Origin of the sequence: Arthrobacter sp. M4, assembly GCF_020251205.1 — a bacterium.
Taxonomy (GTDB): Bacteria; Actinomycetota; Actinomycetes; order Actinomycetales; family Micrococcaceae; genus Arthrobacter.
Window position 1 is genome coordinate 36,094 of the sequence record NZ_JAIWYX010000017.1, and the last position, 13,142, is coordinate 49,235.

The 13,142-nt window shown below is 62.3% G+C and carries 9 protein-coding genes; 6 read left to right on the top strand and 3 right to left on the bottom strand.

Going from position 1 to position 13,142, the window contains the following annotated elements; translation table 11 throughout:
- The first annotated feature begins 15 nt into the window (after nucleotides 1-15).
- A complete protein-coding gene (locus LD110_RS19970) occupies nucleotides 16-1,371 on the top strand; it encodes an ABC transporter substrate-binding protein (RefSeq protein ID WP_225501486.1) in 1,356 nt (451 codons plus the stop codon).
- A 235-nt stretch (nucleotides 1,372-1,606) separates the two neighbouring features.
- Here the strand turns inward: LD110_RS19970 and LD110_RS19975 are convergent, their stop codons facing one another.
- Nucleotides 1,607-3,643, bottom strand: coding sequence for a beta-galactosidase (locus LD110_RS19975; RefSeq protein WP_225501488.1), 2,037 nt, complete (start codon nucleotides 3,641-3,643; stop codon nucleotides 1,607-1,609).
- Between the two features lie 177 nt (nucleotides 3,644-3,820).
- Between LD110_RS19975 and LD110_RS19980 the strand changes: the two genes are divergently transcribed.
- The 5 genes from LD110_RS19980 to LD110_RS20000 all read left to right on the top strand — a co-directional run bounded on the left by LD110_RS19980 (nucleotide 3,821) and on the right by LD110_RS20000 (nucleotide 9,294).
- Nucleotides 3,821-5,101 carry an ABC transporter substrate-binding protein gene (locus tag LD110_RS19980; RefSeq protein ID WP_225501490.1) on the top strand — a complete coding sequence of 427 codons (1,281 nt, stop codon included), beginning with the start codon at nucleotides 3,821-3,823 and terminating at the stop codon, nucleotides 5,099-5,101.
- A gap of 48 nt (nucleotides 5,102-5,149) precedes the next feature.
- Nucleotides 5,150-6,097, top strand: coding sequence for a carbohydrate ABC transporter permease (locus LD110_RS19985; protein WP_225501491.1), 948 nt, complete (start codon nucleotides 5,150-5,152; stop codon nucleotides 6,095-6,097).
- Between the two features lie 5 nt (nucleotides 6,098-6,102).
- Entirely contained in the window at nucleotides 6,103-7,041 is a 939-nt protein-coding gene (locus LD110_RS19990) for a carbohydrate ABC transporter permease (RefSeq protein WP_374200368.1), read from the top strand.
- Between the two features lie 15 nt (nucleotides 7,042-7,056).
- Nucleotides 7,057-7,707, top strand: coding sequence for a Poxvirus protein I5 (locus tag LD110_RS19995; RefSeq protein ID WP_225501495.1), 651 nt, complete (start codon nucleotides 7,057-7,059; stop codon nucleotides 7,705-7,707).
- A gap of 417 nt (nucleotides 7,708-8,124) precedes the next feature.
- Nucleotides 8,125-9,294: an MFS transporter gene (locus LD110_RS20000; RefSeq protein ID WP_225501532.1), complete on the top strand. Its 1,170-nt coding sequence runs from the start codon at nucleotides 8,125-8,127 to the stop codon at nucleotides 9,292-9,294.
- Between the two features lie 51 nt (nucleotides 9,295-9,345).
- On the opposite strand, the gene LD110_RS20005 is transcribed toward LD110_RS20000, so the two are convergent.
- Both LD110_RS20005 and LD110_RS20010 read right to left on the bottom strand, forming a co-directional pair.
- Nucleotides 9,346-10,314 (bottom strand): hypothetical protein, encoded by a 969-nt coding sequence (locus LD110_RS20005; RefSeq protein ID WP_225501497.1) that lies wholly within the window; start codon nucleotides 10,312-10,314, stop codon nucleotides 9,346-9,348.
- Nucleotides 10,315-10,699: 385 nt separating this feature from the next.
- Complete coding sequence (locus LD110_RS20010; protein ID WP_225501499.1) at nucleotides 10,700-12,892, bottom strand: DUF6807 family protein; 2,193 nt, start codon at nucleotides 12,890-12,892, stop codon at nucleotides 10,700-10,702.
- Between the last annotated feature and the right edge of the window lie 250 nt (nucleotides 12,893-13,142).

The following is a 13,142-nucleotide window of genomic DNA, read 5'->3' on the forward strand; positions in this document are numbered from 1 at the left end:
AGATCGGAGAACCCAGTGCCGCTATTTGCCAGGGCTGCAGCAGCAGCCACTTCCGGCGCGGAGGCCAAGCAGGCCCGGAGCCGACGTCGACTCCGCGCGTCCGGCGTCGTTGCAGCTGCGGCCGCCGCCGTTTTGGCCCTGAGTGCCTGCGGCGGGGGCTCAGCCCCCAAGAGCTCAGACGGCAAGGTTGAGCTTCGCTTCTCCTGGTGGGGAGGCGACAAGCGCGCCCAATTGACGCAGGCTGCCATTGCGGCTTTCGAAGCGCAGAACCCCGGTATCAAAATCAAGCCTGAATACGGCGACTGGAGCGGCTATTGGGACAAGCTGGCCACGCAGGTCGCGGCTAACGACGCGCCGGACATTATCCAGATGGACGAGAAGTACATCACGGAGTACTCCAGTCGGGGGGCTTTGCTTGATTTGTCCAAGTACCAGATCGACACGTCCAAGCTGGACGAGGCAGCCCTGAACGCGGGCAAAGGCAAGAAGGGACTGACCGGCATCGCGGCAGGCATCAACGCTGCCACCATCCTGGCCAACCCCGCCGTTTTCAAGGCGGCAGGAGTAGCCATACCTGATGACAAGACCTGGACCTGGGAGGATTACGCCCGAATCTCGGCTGAGGTAACCGCCAAGTCCCCGAAGGGCACGTACGGCTCGGCTGCCTACGGGACTGACGAGGCGTCCCTTGGGGTGTGGCTGCGCCAGAACGGCAAGTCGCTTTACACCGGGGATGGCAAGCTGGGTTTCGAACCTTCCGATATTGCTGCGTGGTGGGCATTCCTGAAGGACATGAGCCAGAACAAGGCCGTGCCTTCCGCATCGGAGGTAGTGGAGGCGGAGGCCGCACCGCTGGACCAGAGCGGGTTAGCCACAGGCAAGAACGGCCTGGCCTTCTGGTGGTCCAACCAGCTCCCCGCCCTGGAAAAGGCCTCCGGCGGTGAACTGCAGATCCTGCGCTTCCCCACCAAGACCGGCAAAGCCTCGGACACGAAGCTTTGGTACAAGGCATCACAGTTCTGGTCCGCGTCTTCCCGCACCAAGCACCCTGAGGAGGTTGCCAAATTCATCAATTTCCTCACCAATGACGTGAAGGCCGGCGAGGCCCTGCTGGCTGACCGGGGCGTCTATCCGAACTCACAAGTGCGGGATGCCATCTCATCCAAGCTAACCAAAGCAGACACCAAGGTGGTCAGCTTCATCGACCAGATCAAGAACGAGCTTGGTGAAGCTCCTGCGCCACCCCCGAAAGGTGCGGGTGCCATACAGGAAATCATCAAGCGTTACACCTCGGAGGTTCTCTTCAATAGGCTCTCCACCGAGGAAGCCGGCAAGAAGGCAGTGGATGAAATGAAGTCCGCGATCAGCTAACGCCGGCACTTTGGGCGGCGACTCGTAATGATCGCGATGCTCGGCAGCTCGTGACCGACGACGGCGGGCAGGCGCCGGCGGCGGTGACCGCGCCCACGCGCTGTGCCCCGGGAGGTAGGGGATTCCTCCCGGGGCACAGGCGACTTCATTCCGCACAGTCTGCCCGACGACGGTCGCCGGACTGAGTGCGCGAGGTCGCCTAGCGTTACGGGACCGCCCCATCGACCGGGATTCGTCAATCCTCCGCAACCACTGCGACCGCTCCCGCCGGAACAACGCCACCGAAACGTCCGCCACCCAGCAAGTCCTCGCCGTCGACCTTCACGGTGGCGTCCCTGCTGCCGTGATTGATAGCGAAGAGGAAGCGACGGCCATCGGCATGCGAACGACGGACGAGTTCCACCCCGGCGCTGGCTTCAGCGCTGGCAACAACACCGGCCTCGTTCAGCAGGCGGCCCACGAGCGCGTCGATACCCTCGGCGTCCAATAGCGTGGCGAGGTACCAGGCCGAACCGGTGCCTACCGGTCGCCGCGTAACGGCAGGGACGCCGTCGAGCGGGTACCCGGTAAAGGAGGCCAGGACCTCAGTTGTCCCGTCAACAACCTGCACGTGTTCGCTCCACACAGAGCCCTTCCGCCCCGCCACAAGCGATCCACTGCCCAGCGTGACACTTTCACCAGGAAGGAGCGGGTGAAATTCCTCAGTCCGGATTCCAAGGAGCTCGCGGAAGGCCCCGGGGTAACCACCAAGTCGGACGTGGTCGTGCTCGTCCACGATGCCGCTGAAGTAGCTCACCAGCACTGTAGCCCCGGCTTCAGCGGCCGCGGCGATATTGGCAGCGGCGGCGTCAGTTGCGGAGTAGAGCGTGCACACCAGGACCAGATCGTAGCCGGACAGGTCAGCCGCGGGGTTCACGAAGTCAATCGTGACACCACGCAAGTACATGGCTCGGTGGAAGCCACGCATCAATTCGAGGTATCGGACGTCCTGGCTGGGATGGGAGTCTAGTTCGGATGCCCACCAGGACTCATAGTCGAACACGATGGCCACGCGGGACTCCACCCGCGATCCCTTGACCGGAGCCAAGCGGCCCAAAACGGAGCCCAGCTCCACAACTTCACGCCATATGCGTGTGTTCCGGCCTCCGTGCGGGACCATCGCTGAGTGGAACTTCTCCGAGCCGGACTTGCTTTGCCGCCACTGGAAGAACATCACGGCGTCGGCGCCGCGAGCCATGTGGGCCAGCGAGTTCCGGAGCATTTCACCGGGCATCTTGGGCCGGTTGTGCGGCTGCCAGTTGACCGCCGACGTCGAATGCTCCATCAGCATCCACGGTGACCCACTGGCGATACCGCGGGTGAGGTCGGCGCTGAAAGCGAGCTCAATTTCCCGTTCCGGATCCGCTGCCACCAGGTAGTGGTCGTTGGCGATGACGTCCAAGTCCTTGGCCCAGTCGAAGTAGTCCAACAGTTTGGTTGCACTGCTTGCCATGAGGTTGGTGGTTGCGGGGATGCCGGGAGTGACCTCGCGCAGTACGGCGAGAAGGCTGCGGTAATAGTCCTTCAGGGCCCATGAGTTGAACCGCATGAAGTCCAACTGCTGGCCAGGGTTGAGGCTTGTTGGCGCGAGCCGCGGCGGGATGATCTCTTCGAAAGTGTCGTAGTGCTGTGACCAGAAAGCCGTCCCCCACGCCTCGTTCAACTCCTCGATGGACCCGTACCGGCGTTCCAGCCACCGTCGGAATGCAGCGGCGTCTTCCTCTCCGTAGAAGGCGGTGACGTGACAGCCCAGTTCGTTGTCTACATGCCACAGCGCCAGCGCCGGGTGGGACTTGTAGCGTTCGGCGAGGGAGCGCGTTATGCCCGCTGCGTACCGCCGGTAAACAGCCGACGACGGCGAGTAGTGGCGCCGCGAGCCGCGCTCCAGGACGGTGCCGTCCTCCGTGACAGGCAGAATTTCCGGATGCTTGCGAACGAGCCAGGCGGGCGGAGCCGCCGTCGCTGTTGCAAGCGCCACTTTGATGCCCGCCGCGGCGAGGTTGTCCATCACCTCGTCCAGCCACTCAAAGTCGTATTCGCCTTCGCGCGGCTCCAGCAGGCCCCACGAGAAGATGCCGACGCTGAGCAGGTTCACGCCTGCTTCCTTCATCAGTTCAATGTCTTCGAGGCGCACATCGCGGGGCCATTGTTCAGGGTTGTAGTCGCCACCGAAGGCGATGCCGTCCACGCTGTCCCACACAGACGCGGGGGAGGAGGAACTGAGGGTAGGCACGGGACTCCTTTGTCTAGCGGTTTAGGGACTGACAGGATAGAAATCAGATCTTTGGAAAACGCTTGCCCGATGTTGGAACAATCTGTATTGTATCGTTTCAGAAAGCATGTAAGCCACATCACTGCTACGTTCTCGAACTTTGATTGCGGCCTATGCAACACGAGCAAGGAGGCTCCCATGATCAGCAGAAGGAATTTTCTCACCACCGTTGCTGTCGGTACCGTTTCGGCGGCCGCCCTGGCCGCCTGCGGCCAGTCGCCAAGCCAACAGGGCAGCGCCCAGAATCCCGTTACCCTGAACTACACCTGGTGGGGCAACGACGACCGCGCTGAACGTACTCGCAAGGCCATCGACCTCTTCCAGTCCAAGAACCCGGACATCAAGATCAACGGCAACTTCACGGACTTTGCCGGGTACTGGCAGAAGCGCGCTACCGAAGCTGCCGGTGGTGGCCTGCCGGACGTTATGCAGTGGGACCTCTCCTACCTCCGGGATTATGCCCAGCGGAACCAACTCCTGGACCTTGGCACAGTCAAGATCAACCTAGACGGCTTCGACAAGACCCTCCTGCCTTCCGGCCAGGTCCGCGGTAAGACTTACGGCATCCCCACCAGCACCAACGCCTTCGCCGTCTACTACGACCCTGCCAAGCTCAAGGAAATCGGCGTCGCCGAGCCCACTGGCAAATGGAGCTACGCCGAATACAAGAAGTGGCTGGGCGACGTCGGCGCCAAGAGCGGCGGAAAGTACTTCGGCGGTGCCGACTTCACCGGAGTCTGGTGGCAGTTCAACATTTGGCTTCGCCAGAAGAACATCCAGGCTTTCACTGATGAAGGCAAGCTCGGCTTCAGCAAGGACAACCTCAAGGAATGGTGGAGCCTGGCCTCCGACCTTCGCGGCACGCCAGCCATTATCCCGCCGGACCGAGCCACGCAGCTGAAGCCCAAGAGCGCCTTCGGCGCCAACGCCGCAGCTTCTGAGTCCACTTGGGACAACTTCATGGCCGCCTACCTGAAGGACTCCGGTGCCAAGGAGCTCAAGTTGGTTCCCGTCCCTTCGGACGACCAAGGCAACCTTGGCCTGTTCCTCAAGCCCTCCATGCTGATGGTGGCCAGCGCCAAGACCAAGTACAAGGAAGCTGCCGCTCGCTTCATCGACTTTATGGTCAACGATCCTGAGGTGGGCAACATCTTCAAGACTTCCCGCGGTGTTCCGGCGTCGAAGACGCAGCGTGAGGGAACAACCTTCGAAGGTGCCGACAAGGCAGTGGTCGATTACGAGAAGTCCATTGAGAAGTACCTCAAGGATGCACCCCAGCCGCCCATCGTCGGCTTCGGCACCTTGGAAGCCGCGTTCCTGCGGACCAGCGAGGACCTGAACTACGGCAAGCTCACCATCGACGGCGCAGTGGACCAGTGGTTCAAGGAAGCTGAAGACGTCATCAAGCAGAACGCCTAGGCCCTTGCGACTGCACACGCTGTCACCCACCGAATAAGGAATCCCCTCGTGACACAGACCCTGACCCGACGCAGAGGCGCTACGAGCGTCCCGCTGGCCCGGCGCACCGGGCCGCGGGGCGCGGATGTCCGCGCCGGCTACACCTTCCTTCTGCCCTGGCTCCTGGGCTTCATCGTCCTGACCGTGGGGCCGATGCTGTCCTCGCTCTACCTGTCCTTCACCAACTACAACCTCTTCGAAGCGCCCAAGTGGATCGGATTCGACAACTACGTCAACCTCTTCAGCGATGACCGGTTCCTCCAGTCGGTCCAGGTCACGCTGAGCTACGTCGTCTTTGGTACGCCGCTAAAGCTCGCCGCCGCGCTCGCTGTGGCACTGCTGCTGAACAACGCCACTCGGGGCCAGGGCTTCTATCGCTCCGCCTTCTACGCGCCGTCCTTGATCGGCGCGAGCGTTTCGATTGCCATCGTTTGGAAGGCAATGTTCGGCGACAACGGTCCCGTGGACCAGGGCCTGAGCTTCTTCGGTATCAACCTCGGTGGCTGGGTTGGTAACCCGAACATGACCATGCCGATGATGATCCTGCTGACTGTCTGGCAATTCGGCGCCCCCATGGTGATCTTCCTGGCCGGCCTCAAGCAGATCCCCACAGAGCTGTATGAGGCTGCATCCATGGACGGTGCCGGGCGCGTGCGGAAGTTCGTGAACATCACGTTCCCGATGCTTTCCCCGGTGGTGTTCTTCAACCTCCTCTTGGAAACCATCCACGCGTTCCAGATCTTCGCTTCGGCTTACATCATCTCCAACGGTGAAGGTGGCCCGGCCGGATCCACCTTGTTCTACACCCTCTACCTGTACCTCCGCGGGTTCAGTGACTTCAGGATGGGCTATGCGTCCGCGATGGCATGGTTGCTGGTGATTGTCGTCGGCATCATCACACTGCTGTTCTTCCGCACCTCGAAGTCCTGGGTCCACTACAGCGGTGATTCCCGGTGACCACCATGACAACAACGAAGCGTGAAACCATGAGCAGCCCAACAGCCCCAGCGCTGGCCGAAGGCCAGGACAACCCCAAGGAATACAATCCGAAGGCCGATTCCCGCAGCGCAAAGCGGTTGCGCGCCGTCGTCTTCAACGTGGTGGCACTGGCGCTCGTCGGCGTGGTCCTGTACCCGGCCGTGTGGATGGTGGCCTCTTCGCTCAAGCCGAACAGTGAGATCATCGGCAACCCGGCTCTCTGGAGTGAAAACTTCAGCCTGGACAACTTCGTCACCGCCATGGACGGCATTGGCGGAGTTTCCACGGCGCAGTTCTTTACCAACTCGATCATCCTCGCCGTTGGAGCCGTCATCGGAACGGTGCTGTCCGCGAGCGTTTCGGCCTACGCCTTCGCCCGTATCAACTTCCCCGGCCGTAACCTGTTCTTCGGCATGATGATCGCCACCCTGTTGCTGCCGTTTCACGTGGTGATCATTCCGCAGTACATCATCTTCCAGCAGCTCGGCCTGGTGAACACCTATGTACCGCTGCTGATCGGAAAGTTCCTCGCCGCGGACGCGTTCTTTGTGTTCCTCATGGTCCAGTTCATGCGCAACCTGCCCCGTGACCTGGACGAGGCCGCCCGCATCGACGGCGCCGGACACTTTAGGATCTTCGGGTCCATCATGCTTCCGTTGATGAAGCCCGCCTTGATCAGCTCTTCGATCTTTGCCTTCATCTGGAGCTGGAACGACTTCCTTGGTCCGCTGCTGTACCTGAACTCCCCGGAGATGTATCCGCTGCCGCTGGCCCTGCGCCTCTTCGTGGACCAGACCCAGAGCTCCGACTACGGCGCCATGATCGCCATGTCCGTCCTCGCTCTCCTGCCCGTGCTGCTGTTCTTCCTCATCTTCCAGCGCTACATTGTGGAAGGCGTCTCCACCCAAGGACTCAAGGGCTAGGACGGATCGCTGGAAATGAGCCTCATGGAATCTGCACGCAAGCGTCCCAAAGATGAGCCCGGCGTCCCCGTCAATCGTTTCACCCTCATCTCCGAGACTCTCCTCACCGGCATCCTCGTGCTCGTCCTCTCATTGCCCGTGGTGACAGCACCGGCGGCCTACGCCGCCGGTGTCGCCCACCTCGACCGACACCTCGCCGGCCGCGAAGATTCGGTGCGGAGCCTGTGGGCATCCTTCCGCCTGGCCCTGTCCGGCAGCCTCAAGGCAGGTGCGACGACGGCTGCGGTCACCGTCGTCGTCGTCCTTAATCTTTTGCTTGCTTTTGTTGGGCAGCTGCCGGCACGCGGCGTTGTCCTGCCGGCCACGCAGGCGGTCGCGGCAGCGGGTGCCGTCCTTCTCCTCAGGACGGCGGCCTGCTGGAGCACGGCTTTTGAACGCCATAACGACGGTGGCAAAGGCGGGCGTGGCACCTGGGCGGGAGCTTTCGCGCTGGCGAAGAGTGAATCCCTGAAGGACTGGACCGGTACCCTCCTGTTGCTTGTGGCGCTGTTTATGTCCGTGGTTTTCGTCTGGATGCTTCCTGCGCTGTTTGTGGTGGTTCCAGGGACGTTGATCCTGGCTGCGGCGTCCATCAAGATGCGCGCCGCCACCCGCGCGGCGCGCTGAGCTAGTCCACAAATGGTTTCCCGCCAGGCCCGGGCCCGTATGGGCCGTGTGGCGCTGCTTCGCTCCTCCCCGTAGCGCCAAGGTTCCCCACTATTTGCTGATTTGCACTCCGACGCTGAATCGCACCGCTGAACATTAGCCTGCACCTAACCGTTGACCCGCACTAACCGTTGACCTGCGCTTAACCGTTGACCCGCGCTTTGACCCGCACCCAACCGTTGACCCGCACCCAACCGTTGACCCGCACCCAACCTTTGACCCGCACCCAACTCTTGAATAGAGCAGAGCACTCCAGTGTTGCCTCCGCGCCACAACTCCAATTTGTCCTCCGCCGGCGCAGCCGGCGTTACCCATCTCGATGGCGCCAAAACCGAGCCCTGGTACCGTCTCTTCGCGCTTCACAACTACCGGCTCTACGTGGGCCTAAGTTTTGTTGGGAGCACGGGGGTTTGGATGCAGCGGCTGGCGCAGGACTGGCTGATCCTGCAACTCACCGGCAGCCCTGCAGCGGTGGGTCTTGCCGTCGCGCTGCAGTTTCTGCCGATGCTGTTTGTGGGTCCGCTCAGCGGCGTGTTAGCCGACATCTATCCCAAGCGGCGGACCCTGCTGATATGCCAGGCTGTCGCTGCGGTACTGGCTGCAGGTTTGGCGATTTCGGACGCGATGGGAACTATTCAGGTGTGGCTTGTTTATGCCAGTTGCGTAGTCCTGGGCTTGGCCAGCTCCGTTGATGGCCCGGCCCGCCAGGCGCTTGTGAATGAGGTGGCCGGTGATTCAAGGCTCCCAGCGGCAATCGGCTTGAACAACGCCGTGGGGCAACTCGGAGCTATGCTGGGGCCGGCGATCGGGGGAGTGGTGATTGCCCAGTTCGGATCTGCGTCTGCCTTCGCGGCAAACGCCTTGGTCTGCGGGTCCGTTATGGTCATGATCCTGTTGATCCGGCCCCACGAACTCTATTTCGGCGAGGCTCCTCAGCGAGGGCGGGGGCAGATGCTGGCTGGCTTCCGCTTTGTGCTGGCTCGGCCGCCACTGTTGCTGACTATGCTGTTGGCCGGCCTGCTGGGGGCGTTTGGGATGAACGGGCCAGTGGTCCTGGCGGCCTTCGCCGATCGAGTGTGGCACAGCGGCCCCGCCGGATTTGGACTCTTTAACGCGGTGAGCGCAGTAGGCGCGTTGGCCGGGGCCCTCGTGGCGGCCAAGTTCAAGCGCTTTGGCCGCCGAGGGATTGTTGTGGCTGCGGGACTGTTCGGGCTGTCGCAGTTGGTGGCAGCCTTGATGCCCACGCAGGAACTCTTTGTGGCCTTGTTGGTCCTGGTGGGCTTTATGACCCTGCTGTTCCTTACCAGCGCTGCAACCGCCGTGCAGCTGGAGGCCGGCGCGGCGGTACGGGGTCGTGTCCTGGCGCTGTATTTCCCCATGCTCCTGGGAGGTCACGCCCTGGGTGGACTACTGGCCGGATGGCTGACCGAGGAGTTTGGCGTACGAACAGGGTTAGTGGCGACTGGCGCGCTGGGCATGGCCTCGGCGGGCACAATCGGGTTGCTCCTGGCGCGTGGCTCACGTCGTCGAAAATCGACGGCGGGATAACCCTGACCGAACTTGTGAGAATAAACGCGGCCGGGAGCAATCAACGGCTAATTACTTGAAGGCGACCCGTTCCACGCTGATGACGTTTGATTCCGTAACCACCTTCACTCGCAGCCACTCGTTCATGGAGGATCCGCCCTCGATCGCGTAGCGGGTCAGGTTGTTCACTGCGCCCGTGATTCCGTAGAAGGAAAGCCACTTCGATGAAGCCAGCGGATTGTCTTTGAGGAAGACGTGGCTGTCCCCATTGAAGAGGAATACGGGTTTGCCATAGGCCTTGGCCTCGGCCGCGATGGTGCGGACTACAACCTTGAAGGCCTCGCGGTATGTGGAGCCGGGGGAGCCCCAGAACATGTCGGCCTGCGTAAGAAGGACAACCGCACGCGAATGACTGGCCGTGGCCTGGGCAAAGGTGGCCTTGATGTGGGACGCGTCTGCCGACGTACGGGCATCGAATTCTGCTTTTTGGGACGGTTGCACTGAGGTGTAGCCCAGGCCGCTCCAGATGGCGAGGTCATTGTAGGAGCCGACGCCGTGCACGGCGGCTATGGTGATCCCGCCCTTGGAAACACGAACGTTCTCCGGATAACCGCTCTGGGCTGTAACGGACATCGCGTTTTGGCCGAGGGTAGTCCCAGGCGTTGGGAAGAAGACTTTCCGGACTGCGGTGAGCCTGTTCAATGGATTTGCCTTGCCCACTGACGCTTTATGGCAGTCGGCCCACTCGTTGTCACCCGGGGTGTAGATAAGGGGATCCACGAATTTGTCGAAGGCGGATTTGATTTTGGCGTAATAGGAGTCAGCGCAATTGCCGGAGCCTATGTCGCCCAAATGGGACACCAACTGTATCTGGGGATCTGCGTTCAGCTGATTAATGCGTGCCGGCAGGCCGTTGAGGGCCGTGGACCCGTAGGGGGTGTCCCCGAAGACCCCAAACGCATACACCGTGGCTGCGGAGGCGGGCTGTGCGGGGAGGCTGAGGCCAAGCGCCAATAGGGCGCCGGTTAAGCCAATCAGCATGGATTTCCACGAGGGACGTCTCACTGGGCACCTTTCACCGCAGGACAATATGCCTTTGCCCGCAGTTGCCGCGCGCTCCCCCAGCGCAGCAGCCAGCCCATGACGAGCCCCAGATAGCGAAATTAATACTCCCGGGACTCGGCATTGTCCATACCTCGCCTTTCGGTGTTCAAAAGTAGTAGGCGCTGTCCACCCTTAAGAAGGTGTTGACTGCCTCTTTCACCCTGGCCGCGTGGGAGGCATAACGAGCCGCTGCCCGCTCAGGTCCCGCGGCAGAGGTGACTGGGATAATCAAGCACCGAGCGGAATCGGGCTGGGGCGGCCGTCAAACCGTCGCTCAGTCCGTCCGTGGTGAGTCCTGCCGCCCTGAGCGGCGAGCCCGCCGTCACCGTTCTGCCACGAGGCGCTGGATGTCCGCTATCGGCAGGATGCCGTCGCTGATCCAGATGCTGTAGCTGCGGCGCAACGTCTCACCGGTGGCCAGTTCCACGGCCTTGTCCCAGGCCAATGCCGATCCCACCGCCGGATAACCAGCCATGCGGACAAACCAAGGGTCCGACGCTTCCGGCGGTGCAGCGAACACCAAGGTGCCGGTCCGGTCTCCAGGTGAGCCGCCGCCGTCGAACATTTCTGTGCCGCCAAACGTTCCAGTCCATGCCAACCACGGCGAGACAGTGCCGTGCACTGCCGGTTCGCCCTCGGCCCTGGGAGTGAAAACGCGAGGGTTCGTCATAGCCGGGAGACGCCAGAAGAAGCCGCCGTAGCCGCTGCCTCTTGCGCCGTGTGATCCGGGACTGCCCAGCGAGGCGTCCACGACGGCGGTCAGTTCGGTCCGAAGATCCAGGCGCCACGTGCGGTCATCGAGGACGGTCCGGCTCAGGGTCCGTTGTTCGTCGAGCAACGCGGCGCCGTCGGGACCGGTCCACCGGAGTGCGAGCTGCGTGGTGTTGGCGTCCGGCTGCCGGATGTGGTTGAGGGTGATGCGGCCGTGATCCTTCAGCGCGAGGTAGGCGCCGGCGGACCGTCGGTAGCTCCTGCCGCCCCAGAGGTTGGCGCCGTTGACGTCCTGGATGGCGATGCCAACACCAAGATGCCACGGGTGGTCGGCCGCCAGATGATCTGTCACCACGGTTCCGGCGAGCGTGGATACGGGGTGCAGGTAGGGGCGGGGGCTGAGGCTTTGGGGGAGGACCCCGCCGCTGCGAAGTACGACGGCGGGAGACGGCTGGGTGGGTGTGTCGCCGTCGGTCGCGGGCAGTGTGGATGGTTCGCCGGCGAACAACGGGCGCATGTAGTCCGGCGATGCCGGGCGCGCCCACGGCAGCCCCAAATCGCTGAACGTCGCATGTGCCTTGGTGGCCCGCTCCAGGGCGTCCTCGATGCCGCGGACTACTGGGTGGGCCGCATCGCCTTCGCCGTGCCAGTCGATGGCCGAGTCAGGAATCTGCGCCGGTGGCTCGGCAGTGCGAATTGCTTCCAGCACGCGCATAAAGGCGCCGCTGTTTTCCAAAGGGCTCAGGAGCGGCACGCTTTCGCTGCGTGCGCCTGCGGCCAGATGCTGAAGCAGGTTCTCGGTGAGGTCGTCCCTGCCGAACGCGTGCTGCGTTTCGCCGAGGCCAGAACGGATGGTCAGCAGGTCCTGGGTGTAATGGAAGGTTGCCGTGCCCTCTGTGCCGTGGAGCGTCACGTACGGCTCCACGGATTCTGTGGCGCACAGTGTCAGCGCGCAAGTGATGGGCAATCCGTTGGTGGTTCGGATGCGGATGACTGATGTGTCGTCGGACTCGATCTCGTTGGCATGATAGAGGTCGGTCTCCACGGATTCCAGGTCATCGGCTTTCATGGCGTTCGCAATCCTCAGCGCGGTGGCGATTGCGTGAGCCAGCGGGTTGGTGGCTACGCCGTCCACCACGTCCACTCCGTCCATGCTGCGTTTGCCAGCCCAGCGGGAGCGCTTGTAATAGGCCCGGTCACGAATCCAGCGGCCTGTGGCGGAAATGCCTTGAAGTTCCCCGATGCCCGGAAGCTCGCCGAATGAACCGTTGGCGAGCATTGAATCGATTGCGGCCAAGGCGTGGGAACCGAGGCTCTGGAATCCGATTTGCACACTGCGACCGGCTTGTTCGGCGGCTTCTTGGAGGTGGAGGAAGTCTGCCATGGATGCCACAGGCGGCTTCTCGAGGTAAAGGTCAGCGGATGAAGCCAACACGGCAAGGGCCAGCGGAGCATGGGTTTGGATCGGCGTGGCCACAATGATCACGTCCGGTTGATGGTTCCCGGCCAGCAGGGAATCCAGCGAGTTATGGACGGTTACTGATTCGGGCAGTTCGCCGGGGCCTGGCGGGTTGGGATCGGCAACGGCTACGAGTTTCACGGCGCCCTGGTTTTCCAAGCGACGGAGATTGGCCAGGTGGTGTGCCCCGAATCCGTGGACGCCAACCAAGGCAATTCGGGCCGCCACCACTGGAGCTTGTTGCACCTCGGTCCCGCTGGTAACGATTTCGCGCTGCTCGGCTTGGTGCTCGCCGGACTCGACTGTGCCGGATTGATCGGTGGTCTCGGCGGACGGGGTGTCCATGGTTCTCCTCTGCTGGCACCGTAACGGGGGCACCTGACGCCTTCGTCACAGCATTGATAAAAGTTCCCGAGGCGGAAGGCGCTTTCCCGCCGTCGCTTGCGATTAGTGTAGCGCGTCTCTGGCGTTATGTAACGATTCAAAAAACATCTTGACCCTTGCTGACTTTTGAGTCTAGATTTTCGAGAAAGCGTTTACTGATGTGACTTGGGACACTTATGGCCCGTCCTGCAATGACGGAGAGAGGGGAGCG

What these genes read in the sequence shown, in the direction of transcription:
- LD110_RS20005 (WP_225501497.1), bottom strand. Translation starts at nt 10,314, where the DNA reads ATGCTGATTGGCTTAACCGGCGCCCTATTGGCGCTTGGCCTCAGCCTC.
- LD110_RS19980 (WP_225501490.1), top strand. Translation starts at nt 3,821, where the DNA reads ATGATCAGCAGAAGGAATTTTCTCACCACCGTTGCTGTCGGTACCGTT.
- LD110_RS20010 (WP_225501499.1), bottom strand. Translation starts at nt 12,892, where the DNA reads ATGGACACCCCGTCCGCCGAGACCACCGATCAATCCGGCACAGTCGAG.
- LD110_RS19990 (WP_374200368.1), top strand. Translation starts at nt 6,103, where the DNA reads ATGACAACAACGAAGCGTGAAACCATGAGCAGCCCAACAGCCCCAGCG.
- LD110_RS19995 (WP_225501495.1), top strand. Translation starts at nt 7,057, where the DNA reads ATGAGCCTCATGGAATCTGCACGCAAGCGTCCCAAAGATGAGCCCGGC.